Consider the following 15817-nt stretch of genomic DNA (forward strand, 5'->3'; position numbering starts at 1 on the left):
AAGCAAGGCAAAGCTATCCATGGACACGCATCCCTACCGCACGACGGCTGAACGCTCAGACGCGCGACGCACACAACGCTTGCGGTTTGCGTTACCGGCCAACGCAACGAATTGGATTTCGGTCTGGCGCCGCAACTATCTTGTGTGGCGCAAGCTCGCTATTGCATCGATGTTCGGCAATCTCGCCGACCCGATGATCTACCTCTTCGGCCTCGGCTTTGGATTGGGAATCATGGTCGGCCAGGTGGACGGGGTGTCGTATATCGCGTTTCTTGCCGCGGGCACCGTGGCCTCGAGCGTGATGATGTCGGCAAGCTTCGAAGCGATGTATTCCGGATTCTCTCGAATGCATGTCCAGCGGACCTGGGAAGCCATCATGCATACGCCCCTCACGCTCGGCGACATTGTCGTTGGGGAAATTGTTTGGGCCGGCAGCAAGGCGGTGCTATCGGGCTTTGCCATCGTGCTGGTCGCCGGGGCCTTGGGCTATGCACACTACCCGTCGACGCTCTTTGTGCTGCCTGTCATTGCGCTGGCCGGCGTGGCATTTGCCAGCCTCGCGATGGTCGTCACTGCGCTTGCGCCGTCCTACGACTTTTTCATGTTCTATCAAACGCTCGTCATCACGCCGATGCTGCTGCTCTCCGGCGTGTTTTTCCCTTTGGCCAAACTGCCGGAACCTGTGCGGCAAGCGGCCCTGATGCTGCCGCTCACGCACGCTGTCGAGCTGATTCGACCGGCGATGCTCGATCGCCCGATCGCCGATGCGCCGCTACACCTCGCTGTGCTGGGGGCGTATGCGGTCGTCCCCTTCTTCGTTTGCGCCGCGCTTTTTCGGCGGCGAATGATGCGCTAGATTCAGTTCACGCCCCGGATAGGCGGGCCGCCCAGCGCGATTGACCTTCAATCGGCCTCGCCATCGGATACCTGTTGGAGGGCAGATGCGCCATATTCGCCGTATTCGCCATATCCGCCGTGTTCACCGGTCATGTCGGCGAAGCACGGTGCACAGCAGACAGCGGAAATATTCGGCCAATAGCTGACGCGCTTGCTGACGCCCTCCTTCAACTCGCCGCATTCATCGCAGCGATCCAACACCCGCACTTCCAACGACCTGGAGCTCCACCGCGCACTCATGTCAACATCCCTTGCGTTGGTCACCAACGCCGACGGCAATGATGTTTGCGGCAATCTTGCGCAACTCCGTCGACAACGGATCATCGCGGCGCAGCTCAAGCAAATCTTTTGCGTTCGTACTCATTTTGGCTCTCGCTCGAAAACAATTTTTCGATGGAGTCAAAATAGCCTGAGGCCCCAAAGAGCACCATGCTACGAACGGTCGCCGCAGTCCTCCATGGGCATAGCGGGCACATACGTTGGGATACTTCATGCATCCGGGAAGCGAGTGTGACCGTAGCCCGGTTTAATGCAGTCTGGTTGCTAGATGGGGTGTGCGGCTACCCGGCAGGCAGCGCTTATCGAAGATGTGAAGCCGCCCGACGCCTTCCGCGCCGAGCGACCAACCGCTGTTTATTCCTCGTCGTCGCTCCAGGGGATCTCGACATCGGTAATGAAAGCGACCATCGCAAACGGACGCGCGTCATGCCGGCCGACCTTGCCGTCGGCTCTTTGCCATTCGACGCGAAAAGCCACTTCGGAGGTGTCCGCGAGCAGCCAAACCTTGCGCAGCTCGTCAGGGTCCGCCGACTCCACGGGCCCATCGAGGGAGACCAACAGCGCCTGGGGCCATAGGCCGTTGGCGGCGTCATAGATGCGATCCCCATCGGGAATCAATGTGAACGCTTCGACACCGATGGTTGCACAGGCGTCGACGACCATTTTCGCAAGCGCGCGCAACAGCGCGGTGGCGCGGGCCGAATTTGCCTGTCGGATGGCGAGATCGCCACGCGTCAGTGCTTGCTCGAGTTTAGGGTCGGTCTGGGGCTTGCTCATGCTTTCGATGTTCCAATTGCAGATGTTGTATTCGCGCTCGGCGCGCTGTCCTCGCGCATGCGTTATGTGAGCATGCTACCACCGGACGTGCCCGAACCGTCCTCCTAGGTGAAGTCAATCGACTATCCGTCACGGCCAAATGAGAAGAAGATGCGACGACCCGGCCGCGATATGTCTACAGGAACGCTTGGAGGTCGAATGCAGTACCTCACGGACTACGCGGCGGGCGTCGAGCGGGGCTGCATTCTCAGCGATTGCGGCGCTTATCGCTATCGACTCTGGCGCGACTGGGACAAGCGCCGCCCGACGATCGCCTTCATGATGCTGAACCCGTCGACGGCCAATCACCTCACGGACGACCCCACTATTGCGCGCTGCATGTCGCGAGCCGTGGCTGGCGGCTTTGGGCGCCTTGAGGTCACCAACCTATTCCCTCTGCGCGCAACCCATCCGGATGCGCTGCTGACGCGTCCCGACCCGCTTGGCAGGAACGCCGGTGAGATGAGCGCAGACGACGCGATCATGGAAACCGTCGAAGGGGCGTTGATGATTATTTGCGGGTGGGGTGCGCACCCGGCCGCGGCGGCACGCGCCCCTGACGTGATGCGCCTACTTCAGTCGGCGGGCATCAGAGAGAGGCTGTACTGTCTGGGGATCAACAGAAATGGCAGCCCCAAGCACCCGCTCTATGTGGCCGCCGGCGAGCAGCCTAGACGTTACGTCATGGACGATGAGTGCACGACGACACAGGCAATGCTTTGTCGACTGTTTCAGGTTGGGGATGATCCGATGCAGTACATTGCAACCCAAAACGGCCCCGCGGCCCGAAGGTCGGTTTCAGCGTGACGCTTCGCCGGCACCTGCTTGGCCGTAGAGCGTGCATGGGTCTTACGGATTGAATAACGCGCCGGCAATCCCGGCACCCGTTGCGAAATTCGTCCGGCCGCACTGTCCGTCTTTCAACGGATTATTTCAGCCTCATCTCGGTCAGATGTGCACAGATCAGCGATGCGTCATGCGACCGACAGCATCAGTTCGGCGTGGGATCCCGAACTAGTCCGCGAAATCGGCATCCACGAAATCGGTTTGCTCCCGGGATAGCCGTTCCTCGACCTCAATCACCGCCTGTTGGGCGGCGCGGCCGGGCAGCAGGTCAGTTCATACCGCGCAACCGACTCCCCGATCGAGTCCTCAGGGTTAAACGGCATGTATCGAAATCGAGCAGTCGGACGGTACGCCCTCCGCCCTCTTCGCACGCGGCTTGAACCGCACGAGGCGGACATCATGAAGGGCACTTCAAGCTACCCTGCGCCTCATTTGTTGGCGAAGGCTTCGGCGAGGGATGAGTCAATTTGACATGCTCCCTTAGTGAATTCGACGCAGTCTCTTCCGTTGCGCTTGGCGCGGTACAGCGCTTCGTCCGCGTCCTTCACCAAACGCTCGATCGTAGCATCCCGGCTGTCCATGCATGCGATACCAATACTGCAGGTATAGGTCGGCAGTGAGGGATTTTTGTTGACCGCGATTTGCGATCGCAAGGCCTCAGCTAGCTCGAGCAAGGCCTCCCGGCTTGAGCCGGGCATGAGCGCAGCGAACTCTTCGCCACCCCAGCGCGCTAAATGGGCGTTCCGAGGCAGCATCGCCACGGCACGCTTTGAAAAGTCGACGAGAATTTCGTCTCCTTTCATATGGCCGTGGCTGTCGTTCACCGTTTTGAAGTGGTCGAGATCTATTAAAAGAAGCGAGAGGTGGCCGCCCGCGCGCATCATCGTTTCTCGCGCTTTTAGATGAGCGCCCAGGAACGCGCGGCGATTCAACAGTCCCGTCAATGGATCTACGAGCGACTGATGCTCGAGCTGCACACGCAGCCGGTTCATCGCAACGAGCGTAAAGCCGACTGTCGAGGTCAGCGACATGAACGCGCCGGCGCCCAAATATATAGCCTGAACGAGGTCACCAGACAACAGCCCGCCTTTTAACGATCCTGAACCGAACGAAGTAACAATTCGGAGGACCGTAATGACAGTTTGAATCAGGAACATCGTGCCCACGAACATCGCGCTGTCATCGTGGCGACCATAGCGCAATATCACAAAGGTCTGACGGCCGTAAATCAGCGCAAGAATCATGTTGGTGCACAGCGCACGCCCTGCGACGGATGGATGAATCCACGTCATCCAGCAGAGGCCGATTACATCTATTGCGAGCATCAGGATTACGAAGCGCCATGACGGGGAGCAGCCGAAGAAGCGCTGGCTGCCTATCAGCCAGAGGCCCATGCTACCGATCATGCAAAAGTTTCCCCCGATGACCGAGAGCCAATCTGGAATACTGCCGCGCAGCGCAAGGAGGATGGCAGCAACTGAGACAATCAATGCGCCAATTGCCCAATTGCCGACCCCGCGAATGTTGCTGGGAAAATTTCTTCCCAACGAAAACATGACAAGCGCCATCAATCCGGGCATGACAGCCGACATCATGAGAACGGTGCGTAGATCAAATGCAGGCATATGGTCTTGAGGAACATACCAGTGACCGAATTATAGAAAGCAGCTTCAGTCAAGGCTGACCGGAAGTGGAGTTTAGCGATAGTTCGTTTGGTCAACGAGATGGTGGCAGACTGTTCATCGTCTATGATGGTGCCCGGGAACTACCCTCGGCTACCCTCGGTTAACGTTAGTTATCGACGGTAAGGCCACAAACTTTAGGGTCGTTCCAGTGGGACTCCTTTCAGAAATGGCATTCCGGTGATCGACAGCACACCGGTTCAGCAACCGCTCGCCGCCTGATGAACCTGCTCACCGCGTACACCAGATTTGACAATTGCTCTGTGGCCGCCGGTGTTCGGCTTAGGCGTTACGTGATGGTCGATGAGTGCCCGGCGTCTTAGGCCGCAGCGTCTGCACCTCAGTTTGCACGACGACGCCCATACAGGCACCGCCGTGCGAAAGCCACGGCCTGCATCTGCGACCGAATTCAACGCACTCATCATGCTCACTAAAAATGCAGGCGCCGCTTTACATCGTGGCCGGGCGCGCCATTGAAGAAAAAGCCCGGCGTTGTCAGTCGAGTGTTTCCAAAGCGTAACGTCGCTGCCGCACCCCTTTCTTGCGGCGGGACGCCATAGCTGGTTCGTTTAGAGACGTTACTTGCCGGGCTCGCCCGGGGTGCTCGAGGAGCGTCGCTTGCAAACCATCGCCTGCTTTGCAGGGCGACACTGTCTCATCTTTGAGAAAAATGTGGCTGCTTTTGCCCCATCATCTGTTTCCCTCCGCACGCAGACCCCGCCTCACCGCACATGGCCCACCGCTTGCTTTGTATCGCCGAATAAAAGCAGCCGCACGAAAAAGACCGTAAAACGATCATCGACGGGGCCACCATGTACAAAAGCGAGCGCTTCACAGCGAGGACTTCAAAGCCTGTTGCGCCGCCGCGCCAGTCTGACCATCAGCCTGCTGGCGTCCTCTAGATGCATCCCCCCGCAACAGAAGCCCCAACCGAACAAGCGGGACAGGATGCCACTCGAGCTTGGGATCTTCCGCCGAAATCCAGTATCGAAGACGATTCGCTATTAGGCTGCCTGCTCATATTGACCCGACTGTTCAACCGGCCAGTGGGCGCTGACAGCCTGATCGCCGGTCTGCCGCTGGTCGATCATCGATTGACACCAGAGCTATTCATTCGAGCGGCAGCTCGTATCGGCATTTCTACACGGCTAGGAAAGCGTCCACTCGAAAGCATCGCCGACCTGGTCCTGCCCGCGGTCCTGTTGCTCAACGACAGGCAGGCTTGCGTGCTGGTGCGCAGGACGACCGGCGGCAGCGCACAAGTCATCTTGCCCGAAACAGGGGCCGGAGAAACAGAACTCAGTACCGAGGACTTGGAGCAGCGCTATTCAGGTTATGTGTTGTTCGCCCGCCCCACTCACCGATTCGGCCAGCCCGAGACGGAAAGCGTCGTGCCTCGCCCTCATAACTGGTTCTGGGGCGTGGTGGTGCAGTCTTGGCCGATTTACGGCGAGGTCATGCTTGCCTCAATGCTGGTGAACCTGTTCGCGTTGGCCATGCCGCTTTTTACGATGAACGTCTACGACCGGGTGGTGCCGAACCGCACGCTTGAAACGTTGTGGGCGCTGGCGGGCGGCATGATGCTGGTAATTGTCTTCGATTTGCTGATGCGTACACTGCGAGGCTACTTCATCGACGTGGCTGGCAAAAAAATCGATGTAATTCTTTCGGCCAATTTGTTCGAGAAAGTGCTTGGCATTCAAATGACCGCACGGCCCGCCTCCGTCGGCGGGTTGGCTTCGCAAATGCAGGAATTCGAAGCGGTAAGGGAATTTTTAACTTCGGCCACCGCGGCTGCCGTCATCGACCTACCCTTTTCGCTCGTGTTCATTGTCGCGATGTTCTGGATCGGCGGCGCACTCGGATGGCTGCCGTTAATGGCATTGCCTCTCGTGATTGGCGTGGGCATTGCGCTGCAAGCACCGCTTGCAAGAACCGTCCACGCTACACAGCGCCACACGTCCCAGCGGCAAGCGCTTCTGATCGAAACGCTCATAGGCCTCGAGACAATCAAGGTGACTGGGGCCGAGGGACCGCTTCAAGCAAAATGGGAGCAGTTGCTCGGCCAAATAGCTAGACTCGGACTCCGGTCGCGTTTTCTGTCGGGATGCGCCGTCAACTTTGCCATATTTTCGCAGCAGACCGCCTATCTGGCCGTGGTCTTATGCGGCGTTTATATGATCGCCGACGACAAACTGACCATGGGCGACTTGATTGCCTGCACCATGTTCACGGGGCGTGCGTTGTCGCCGATGGCCCAGGTAGTGACGCTCTTCACCCGCTACCACCAATCTCGCAGCGCGCTCGCTTCAATCGATGGGTTGATGAAACTGCCTGTTGAGCGCCCCATCGACAAGCGCTTTGTCCATCGGCCGACACTTTGTGGTGACATCGAATTCAAAGACGTCAGCTTTTCATACCCTGGCCAGAGCGGGGTATCGCTCGATGCCGTTTCATTCCGCATCGCTGCAGGAGAGCGGGTCGGCATTGTCGGACGCGTCGGCTCAGGCAAGACCACGATCGAAAAGCTCATTTTGGGCCTGTACCCGCCAACCTCCGGAAACGTGATGGTCGATGGAGTCGAGTTGCGACAGTTCGACCCTGCAGCACTGCGGCGAGGCATCGGACACGTGCCTCAAGACGTCGTGCTGTTTAATGGCAGCGTGAGGGAGAACATTGTGCTCGGGGTGCCGAGTGCCGATGATGCTGCCGTGCTACGCGCTTCGGAAGTTGCGGGCGTGACCGATTTTATCAACCGCTTGCCAAACGGATTCGATCTGCGCGTGGGGGAGCGCGGTGAAGCGTTGTCGGGTGGTCAGCGGCAGGCGATCGCGATTGCACGCGCGTTGCTGCTTTCGCCACCTGTGCTGGTGCTCGACGAGCCAAGCAGCGCGATGGACAACCGCTCAGAAGAGCTGTTCAAAGCGAGACTCGCAGCCCAGCTAAAAGGCCGCACGCTACTGTTGATTACGCATCGTCCATCGCTGCTCACCTTAGTCAACCGCCTCATCGTACTGGATCAGGGACGCATCGTTGCGGATGGTCCCAAAGACCAGGTGCTGGCCGCCCTCGCGGGAAGGAAGCTTCATGTCGCAACCGGCTAAGCCTTGCGGCGTCGCGCCCTCGTCGGCGTGGCGTCGCGTCCGGATCAAAGAGCTGGCAGGCCGGATCGGCGCGGCCGTCAAGCCCCGCACGGACGACACTGCATTCATGCGCGAAAGCTGCGCGGCGGCTATGGAAGGACCGCGCTATTTCGCCCACTGGATCCTGTGGTCGACGCTGGTTTTTTTCATTGCAGCCTTCACTTGGGCTGCATTTGCAAAAGTCGATGAAGTCACTGTTGGAGATGGAAAAGTGATTCCCTCCAGCAGAGTGCAAGTTGTGCAGAACCTCGAGGGTGGCATCGTCTCGGAAATCATGGTGAGAGTGGGACAGGTCGTTGAAAAAGGCGCGCCGCTCATGCGCATTGACGATACGCGTTTCACCTCTTCGTATGAGGAGGGGCGAGCCAAGGATTCGGCATTGATCGCCCGAATCGCACGCCTCACTGCCGAGGCGAACGGCACCCCATTTGTCACGCCAGCGCAATTCGAGCAGACGAGCCCCAAGCTATTGGACGAAGAAAGGGTGCTCTACGAGTCCCGCCAGCGTGAATTGCAGGCCAATTTGGCTGTTCTCAAACAGCAGGCCGAGCAACGCAAACAGGAGCTCGCTGAGAAACGCGCACGTGAGGCCCAATTGCTGGAAAGCTACAACCTCGTCGCCAAGGAACTGGCGTTGACGAGCCCGCTTGCGCAAAAGGGCGCGGTCTCGGACGTTGAGGTGCTCCGGCTCGAACGAACGGCCAACGACATGAAAGGCGATCTCGATGCTACGCGGCTCGCACTGCCGCGCCTCGAGGCCTCGTATCGCGAGTCTCGCCAGAAGCTCGACGAACTGACCGCGCACTTTCGTGCGGACGCGATGAAGGACTTGAATGAAGCGCGCGCGGACCACGCCGCGCTGAGCGCGGCCAATGTCGCACTGGAAGACCGTGTTACTCGCACGCTGGTGCGGGCTCCGTTAAGGGGCATGGTCAAGCAGATCAAGATCAATACCGTCGGCGGTGTGATTCAGCCCGGCATGGATCTGCTCGAAATCGTGCCGCTCGGCGATACGCTGCTCGTCGAAGCGCGTGTGCGCCCATCGGATATCGCGTTCCTGCATCCAGGTCAGGATGCCATGGTGAAGCTCTCAGCATATGACTTTTCCATTTATGGCGGTTTTCCTGCGACCGTGGAGGACATCAGCGCGGATACGCTGGTGCCGGAGCGCCCCGGCGAAAAACCGGACAGTTACTACCGCATATTGGTTCGGACCAAACAGAACAAGCCCAGTGGGCGCAGTGAGTCCGTCGCCATCGTGCCCGGGATGATCGCTACGGTCGATATCCGGACTGGGCGCAGAACGGTATTGCACTACTTGCTTAAGCCGCTCATCAAAACGAAGGAAACGGCGCTTCGCGAGCGTTGAGAGCAACGTAACGGTTGTGGGCGCGCTGTGACAGACGTCGCCGATACGTCGAGGCTAGGCACAAGGAACAAGCTGGTGAAATCAGCATCAACCGAACGCGTAAACATTTCTCGTGCATCGGTGGCGATGCATCGTCACCGCGTGCGATTGGCGAAAGACAACTTAACGATAACGAGGACAACATGACGACGGTTTCAAGTGTCTCGATCAACAACACGCCGCAAGCCCGCAGTGATCTATATACCGCCTCCGAGACAGGACTCGGCGACAACGCGCTTGGCGTCGTCTACCTTGACGTGATGGCCAACGATCTCGGTGGAGCGGCAAAATCGCTCTACTCGCTCGATTCTGGTACGGAAGGTACGACTTCGCTCGAGCAGACGGCTTTGTTGACTCAGGACACCGCTAAAGCGGAAGCCGTCAGTACAGACTACAGCGCACACGGCGCACACATCTGGATCACGTCGGACGGGAAGGTAGGTTACGACGCTACCCATCTGGACTCGGCGTGGGTCTCGAACAGCTTTGAGACGCTAGGATATGCGCAAGACAGCTTCACCTACGCGATCCGGCTCGGCAATGGCACCCTGAGTTGGGCGACCGCCTATATCGACATCCCGCCACCGGCCCCCGCCGTCACGCTGGCCCATGACACTGGACTTTCAGCTACGGATCACATCACGGCCGATGGCACGCTCGCAATAAGCGGGGTCGCCCTTGGCGCGACCGTCCAATATAGCAGAGACAACGGCGAAAACTGGAGCAATAGCTTCAGCGCTACCGAGGGTTTGAACTCCGTCGAGGTCAGGCAGATCGATGCTTCTGGAAACATCTCAGCTACGGCCACATTGAGCTTTACGCTCGATACGACAGCGGGTGCGGCACCGGGCGTCGCGCTGGCAACCGACTCGGGCCGCGACGCCACCGATCACGTCACCAATGTCGGCACGCTGGCGCTCAACGGCGTCGAAACCGGCGCGACCGTCGAATACTCGACCGACGGCGGAAAGAGCTGGACCTCCAGCTTCACCGCGCAAGAAGGCGCCAACACGATCGAGGTGCGTCAGACCGATCTCGCCGGCAACGTCTCGGCCGCCACCAGCTTCAGCTTCACGCTCGATTCGACGCCTCCATCAAATCTGTCATGGAGTTACAGCGGGAAAAAGCTGACTATCTCAACGGATGCCTCTGATATTTGGAAGGTCGAGGTCCACGACAACACAACTTCGGCCGACTACGTTGCGACGCAACAGAATGGCGCGAATTGGCTGCTAACACAGCAGGGCCTCAACAACCACGCCTTGACCGTCACTGAGTGGGACATTGCAGGCAATACCACAATCTCAACACACACCGCGCCCGCCGGCGCCAGCGGATCAGCGATCAACCTCGCATTAACCGCCCCTTCCAGCCATTCGACTGACCTAACGGTGACGATCGCAGGCGTCCCGACCGGCTGGCAGTTAAGTGCCGGAACCGATCTTGGCAACGGCACGTGGCAGGTCCCGACGGATAATCTCAGCAACCTCGCGGTCACGCCCCCTTCGTCCTTTACTGGCGCTACAGTGCTTACTGTGACCGAGAACTGGACCAATGCAGACGGCAGCCACACTTCCCTCACGATTGCCGACAACGTGGAAGCCTACGCAACACACTCGCCGATCTTCGCCTGGTCGGGTGACGACCACTTGACGGGTTCCTCGGGCAGCGATCTCTTCGTTTTCGCGCAACCGATCGGAAACGATACGGTGCGCAATTTCGACGTGGCCACAGACAAGATCGATCTCCAGGGCTTCGCGGGTATCACAAGCTTCACTGACGTTCAAGCGCACATGGCCGACGATGCCAACGGCAACGCCGTGATTTCATTGGGCGCGGGCGAGACGATCACCGTCACGGGCGTCCGGTCCGCTGACATCACCGGCGGCAATTTCGTTTTTGACCAAGATCCTGTCATGACGAACTCGGGCGTCTTGACGGTAAGCGATGGCGCAATGCTTCCCTTGGGCGGAACGATCAGCAACACAGGTTCGATCGAGCTTGCGTCAACGGGCAATGGAGCCAATCTTGAAATTCTGGTGAAGAGCGCGACGTTGGAAGGAGGTGGACGCGTTACCCTGTCCGACGACAGCCACAACGTCATATTCGGTGGTACGCCCGACGCGACACTCATCAATGTCGACAACACCATCGCGGGTGCGGGCCAGATCGGAACCGGCCAACTGACGCTCGTCAATGAGGGGACGATCGTCGCCAGCGGTACAAACGCGCTGGTGATCGATACGGGGAGCAACGTCGTAGTCAACACCGGCACGCTTCAAGCGAATGGCAGCGGCGGCCTGGTCATCGACAGCGCACTGTCCAATGCGGGCCAGCTGTGGGCCAATCACGGAAATGTGGTGCTCCAGGGTGATGTCACCGGCAACGGAACCGCAACCATCAGCGGAGCTGCGACCCTCGAGTTCGGTGCTGCGTCGACGCTAAACACGACGTTCTCTGACGGCGCCACCGGCACGCTGAAGCTCGACCAATCTGGCAGCTTTACCGGTGTGGTTAGCGGGTTCAGTGCCGGCGACACGCTCGATCTTGCAGATGTGCTATCCAATGAGCACACGACGCTTACGTTTGCAGCCAATGATGCAGGAACAGGAGGCACGCTGAACGTTAGCGACGGTGTTCACTCGGTTCACATTGCGCTGCAAGGCACGCTGTCTGCGGCCGGATTTCAATTCACCCATGATCAAGGCAGTGGCACAGCCGTGACCTATATCACGCCATCACTGCCTCACGTTCAGGAGTACTAAGAAGCAGTACTAACAACAAGCAACTGAAGACCCCGCCAGCGACGTTGTACTGAAGTCTCTCGCTGGCGGGGTCGCCGTTTTTGGCCGTCTTTCGGCCTTTTTTGGTGTCTGCGCATTGCGCGCGAAAGTTGGCGGTTGGAGATACCGAGATACCCGGACGGGGGTATCTGATGAGGGGCAAGTGGCTTTCTCGAAGGCGCACTAAGCCGCCCCACTTGGGATGGGATTCAATAAAAAAATAAGCCGTCGTTGTAGTTACGGGGAATACATCTAATGAACAAGAATCGTCCGTTGCTTGCCACGCTTATGCTGGTGTCAACGATTGCCATTTCACCTTTGGCAGGCGCCCAAAGCCTTCAGGAGGCAGTTGAGCTGGCGATAACGACCAATCCCGAGGTACTGGCAACGACGCATCACCGGCAAGCGGCCGACCAGGCCCTGAAGCAGGCGCAGGCCGGCTACTGGCCGCGGTTGGACGTCGACGCGGCAGTTGGCAAAGAGCGGCGCGACGATCCGGAGACGCGTCTGCTCGGCTTGGACCGGACCACTTTCAAACACGGCACTGCGGACGTGACGCTGTCGCAAATGCTCTTCGACGGTTTCGCTGTCAAAAGCGACGTGGCGCTTCAACGTGCGCGCATCGACTCGTCGGCCTATGGAGTCGCCGCCACTGCGGAGGACATGGCGCTGCGCGTGGTGGCAGCCTATCTTGAAATGCTGCGCCGCCAGGAGACGACGGCCGTCGCTGAAGACAATGTCGAATCGCATCTTCAAATCTACGACGAGATTAAGTTGCGTAGTGACGGCGGTGTCGGACGCCGGGCCGACCTGTATCAAGCGGAAAGTCGTCTTGCGCTGGCGAGGGACGACTTGCGATCCGAGCAAAGCAGCCTGAAAGATGCCGAGGTCGCTTACGCGCGTTTGGTGGGCATGCCGCCCGAATCCCTCACCAGGCCAGTGCCACCGGAGGGCGAGCTGCCACCAACCGAGAGTCTGGCCGTGGACGCCGCGTTGGCCAACCATCCTTCGCTCGCGGGCGCTCGAGCGGACGTCGCTCAAGCACAAGCGAAGTACGATGGTGCGAAGTCAGCATTATGGCCACGACTTGATCTTGAACTCAGCAGCAGCAACGACCGGGACGGCGCGCTCGGTCCGACGAATGATCGCCGCGTAATGCTGCGCATTCGCTTCAACATTTTTCAGGGCGGGGCTGACAAAGCGCGAATTGGGGAAGCACATGCCGAGATCTGGGAGGCCGAAGACGTACTCGACCGTACGCGTTTGGAGGTCCAGGAAAACGCTTCGATCGCATTCAATGCCTACGTCACGTCACGCGATCGCGTTGCCGTGCTGAAGCAATATGTCGATTCGAGTGCCGCAACGCGCGAAGCGTATTTTTTGCAGTTCGGCATTGCGCAACGCTCGTTACTCGATTTACTCAATGCGGAGGACGAGTACTACAGTGCACGCGTCGCGCATATTGGCGGCCAGTATGCGGAACTGGCCGGCGCTTATCGGGTATTTGCCAGCATGGGACAGTTGCTCGACGCGCTGCACATTGCACTGCCGCCCGAGGCCGCGTCGATTAGATAACGGCCAGTCTGCCCCATCGCAGCGGAGCGTCGATGGAGTCGCTCCGGAGGCCAACGTCAAATCGGCTAGGGGGCGTCGGCACGGTCTTGAGGCGGATCCCGCTTCAGCTTGACCTCCTTTGATTACGACCGATCCTAAGCCGATCACCGTCCTCGATATGGCATGTGGAAACGGACCTCTTCTCACACTGCTCGCTGGCCGAGGGCAACCCGATCTGCGACTCATTGGCGTTGATATGAGTCAGGGTGAGCTTGACGCGGCTAGATCGACGTTGCCCGGTGACGTTTCTTTGCTCAAAGAGCGAGCACAAATTATCGTTGCAGACCGGGCCGCCTAGTGAAACAGTTACAAGATTAGTATTGACGCTGGCCCACCCGACGGGTACTGTGCCGTTCGAAGTTCAAGAAGTTCGATTGCTGTTCATCAATTGCTCGCTCCTCAGCGGTATTCGTTGTCCTCTCCCTCCTTGAAGCTTCACACACTCTTTAATAGAGCAAATCTTCGTATTTTTCCTCAAGGATTTTTCATTGGAAACCGGCACCGTTAAGTGGTTCAACGACAGCAAAGGCTTTGGCTTCATCACCCCGGACAAGGGCGGCGACGACCTGTTCGCTCACTTCTCCGAAATCAGAAGCGACGGCTTCAAGACGCTGGCTGAAAATCAGAAGGTGAGCTTCGAAACGAAGCAAGGCCCGAAGGGGCTGCAAGCGGCTAACATCAAGCCGATGTAAAGTTGAAGGGCCTGGCCTCCCGCGACGGATGCCGGGTTGCAGCGACACCCTCGCGGAGCTTTGTCTCCCTTAGATGGCGCGATCGCTCCTGGTTGGCATCTGTTTATTGAGCAGATTGCCAAGCGCCATACGCCTCATTGCGCCTCATTCTCCCCTCAGGCTTCAACGCCATTTTTCGCTTTTCGACTGCTTCAGAATTCGGCTCGAATGGCTTTGAATCGGCGCACCCGTGCATTTTTCGCACGGCACGTGCGCACTCAAATATCATTAAAATTAAGTTGCAGAACAAACAAATTCACCAATACAACGGCTATGCCGTCCAACCCTCGGCGCATCGTTTGCCCGACGGTAGCTTTTCATCCAACCTGCTGCTCGAACGCATCGATAGCGCGCGAGCCGAAGGCCGCTACTGGTTCTATTCGCTTGATTACTTCAAGAGTGAAGAGCAGGCGTTGCAGCACTCGACCCACTGGGCACGCAACTGGGTCGACACGCGCGGTTAAAGACGACACCACCGTTCGAAACACCCAACACATCTGAGGCACCAGGCCGGGTGCAACAAAGCGTGCCCAAACGTCACGCGGGATCCCGAACTGCGGATCGTCGGCATGCATGGCTGACAACACCCCTTCCCTCTGGCCCCGCCGATAGTGGCTGGGCAGATGGCGGCCTTCGGTTACAATGCAGGACTAGTTCGCTTCGCACAGCACCGAAAAGACGCGTGTTGGTTAGTCGCGAATCTTCCTTTGATTGATAGTCCAGTGACGCCAACGATAACAGTGCTCGCTGGACTGCACGCCCCGACTCGCATCGGACCTGTATTGCGCGCCGCCGCGTCTGACCAATCCCCTCGCGTACCTTAATTCGCCGGCCGGATAGGGCGGTGTCCATGACTTCCAGGACGCGAGGGCTGCCCGGCAAATTTCAGGCGTCCCACTACCGCGCGAGCGCGTGTCGATCAACGCTCGCGGCTTCTTCCCTCAACGCGGCATCCGAGCCCATGCCCGCCAATTGATCAGGAACCTTGAATGGCCAAAGAAGAACTGCTGGAACTCGACGGTATCGTTGACGAAGTGCTGCCAGACAGCCGCTACCGCGTCACGCTCGACAATGGCGTGGTGGTGGGGGCGTACGCGTCTGGTCGTATTCGCAAGAATCACATTCGCATCCTCGCGGGCGATCGGGTAACGCTGGAACTCTCGGTGTACGACCTGACGAAAGGACGTATCAATTTTCGACATAAGGACGAACGGAGCGGCGGCGCAACGCAAAGAGCCGCATTTCGCCGTCGTTGATGGCGCGATACGCGACCGTCGGCTGACCCTTACCTGTGCCACGACGCTGCGTGCACATCCACATCACCATTCGACATTGCTGCCGGATCTCAACCAAGGAAAATATTGACTACCGTAATTTTGAAACCCGACGAGCCCGTAGATGTTGCATTACGCCGTTTCCGTCGCGCGATCGAGCGCACCGGCTTGATTCCGGAGCTTCGTGCCCGGACAGCCTATGAAAAACCTACCGCAGAACGCAAACGCAAAAAGGCTGCTGCAGTGGCACGCCTGCGCAAGCAGATCAAACGGTCGTTGCCGCCGAAAAAGCGATACTGACCGGGAACTGCCGGGCAGCCATGCTGAAGCGGCCGTCTAGTGCC

Annotated in this window: 15 protein-coding genes; 11 read left to right on the forward strand and 4 right to left on the reverse strand. The window is 58.7% G+C overall.

Annotated elements, in window-relative coordinates; genetic code table 11:
• The first annotated feature begins 19 nt into the window (after nt 1-19).
• Nucleotides 20-856, forward strand: a complete 837-nt coding sequence (locus VL598_RS09920; protein ID WP_325326540.1) for an ABC transporter permease — start codon at nt 20-22, stop codon at nt 854-856.
• Nucleotides 857-903: 47 nt separating this feature from the next.
• Here VL598_RS09920 and VL598_RS09925 read toward each other — a convergent pair whose 3' ends face one another.
• The 3 genes from VL598_RS09925 to VL598_RS09935 form a co-directional block, all read right to left on the reverse strand.
• The gene (locus tag VL598_RS09925) at nt 904-1137 is read right to left on the reverse strand and encodes a hypothetical protein (protein WP_325326541.1); all 234 of its coding nucleotides are present in this window, start codon (nt 1135-1137) and stop codon (nt 904-906) included.
• Between the two features lies 1 nt (nt 1138).
• Nucleotides 1139-1261 carry a hypothetical protein gene (locus tag VL598_RS09930; protein WP_325326542.1) on the reverse strand — a complete coding sequence of 41 codons (123 nt, stop codon included), beginning with the start codon at nt 1259-1261 and terminating at the stop codon, nt 1139-1141.
• 269 nt (nt 1262-1530) lie between these two features.
• A complete protein-coding gene (locus VL598_RS09935) occupies nt 1531-1953 on the reverse strand; it encodes a hypothetical protein (protein WP_325326543.1) in 423 nt (140 codons plus the stop codon).
• A gap of 198 nt (nt 1954-2151) precedes the next feature.
• On the opposite strand from VL598_RS09935, the gene VL598_RS09940 reads away from it, so the two are divergent.
• On the forward strand, nt 2152-2799 hold the full coding sequence (locus tag VL598_RS09940) for a DUF1643 domain-containing protein (protein ID WP_325326544.1): 648 nt from the start codon (nt 2152-2154) through the stop codon (nt 2797-2799).
• Nucleotides 2800-3266: 467 nt separating this feature from the next.
• Here the strand turns inward: VL598_RS09940 and VL598_RS09945 are convergent, their stop codons facing one another.
• Nucleotides 3267-4394, reverse strand: coding sequence for a GGDEF domain-containing protein (locus tag VL598_RS09945; protein ID WP_325326545.1), 1128 nt, complete (start codon nt 4392-4394; stop codon nt 3267-3269).
• A gap of 1028 nt (nt 4395-5422) precedes the next feature.
• Here VL598_RS09945 and VL598_RS09950 point away from each other — a divergent pair.
• The 9 genes from VL598_RS09950 to rpsU all read left to right on the forward strand — a co-directional run bounded on the left by VL598_RS09950 (nt 5423) and on the right by rpsU (nt 15773).
• Nucleotides 5423-7624, forward strand: a complete 2202-nt coding sequence (locus VL598_RS09950) for a type I secretion system permease/ATPase (protein ID WP_325326546.1) — start codon at nt 5423-5425, stop codon at nt 7622-7624.
• Nucleotides 7608-9032, forward strand: coding sequence for an HlyD family type I secretion periplasmic adaptor subunit (locus tag VL598_RS09955; protein WP_325326547.1), 1425 nt, complete (start codon nt 7608-7610; stop codon nt 9030-9032). The genes VL598_RS09950 and VL598_RS09955 overlap by 17 nt, the downstream gene beginning before the upstream one ends.
• A gap of 299 nt (nt 9033-9331) precedes the next feature.
• On the forward strand, nt 9332-11836 hold the full coding sequence (locus tag VL598_RS09960; protein WP_325326548.1) for an Ig-like domain-containing protein: 2505 nt from the start codon (nt 9332-9334) through the stop codon (nt 11834-11836).
• A 273-nt stretch (nt 11837-12109) separates the two neighbouring features.
• Nucleotides 12110-13429: a TolC family outer membrane protein gene (locus VL598_RS09965; protein WP_325326549.1), complete on the forward strand. Its 1320-nt coding sequence runs from the start codon at nt 12110-12112 to the stop codon at nt 13427-13429.
• Nucleotides 13430-13547: 118 nt separating this feature from the next.
• Nucleotides 13548-13766 carry a class I SAM-dependent methyltransferase gene (locus VL598_RS09970; protein ID WP_325326550.1) on the forward strand — a complete coding sequence of 73 codons (219 nt, stop codon included), beginning with the start codon at nt 13548-13550 and terminating at the stop codon, nt 13764-13766.
• A 190-nt stretch (nt 13767-13956) separates the two neighbouring features.
• Nucleotides 13957-14160, forward strand: a complete 204-nt coding sequence (locus tag VL598_RS09975; protein ID WP_325326551.1) for a cold-shock protein — start codon at nt 13957-13959, stop codon at nt 14158-14160.
• Nucleotides 14161-14438: 278 nt separating this feature from the next.
• On the forward strand, nt 14439-14663 hold the full coding sequence (locus VL598_RS09980; RefSeq protein ID WP_325326552.1) for a hypothetical protein: 225 nt from the start codon (nt 14439-14441) through the stop codon (nt 14661-14663).
• Nucleotides 14664-15188: 525 nt separating this feature from the next.
• Nucleotides 15189-15455, forward strand: a complete 267-nt coding sequence (gene infA, locus VL598_RS09985) for a translation initiation factor IF-1 (RefSeq protein ID WP_129961077.1) — start codon at nt 15189-15191, stop codon at nt 15453-15455.
• Nucleotides 15456-15560: 105 nt separating this feature from the next.
• Nucleotides 15561-15773 (forward strand): 30S ribosomal protein S21, encoded by a 213-nt coding sequence (gene rpsU / locus VL598_RS09990; protein ID WP_325326553.1) that lies wholly within the window; start codon nt 15561-15563, stop codon nt 15771-15773.
• Nucleotides 15774-15817 lie beyond the last annotated feature (44 nt).

The organism is Trinickia sp. (assembly GCF_035492435.1).
GTDB lineage: Bacteria > Pseudomonadota > Gammaproteobacteria > Burkholderiales > Burkholderiaceae > Trinickia.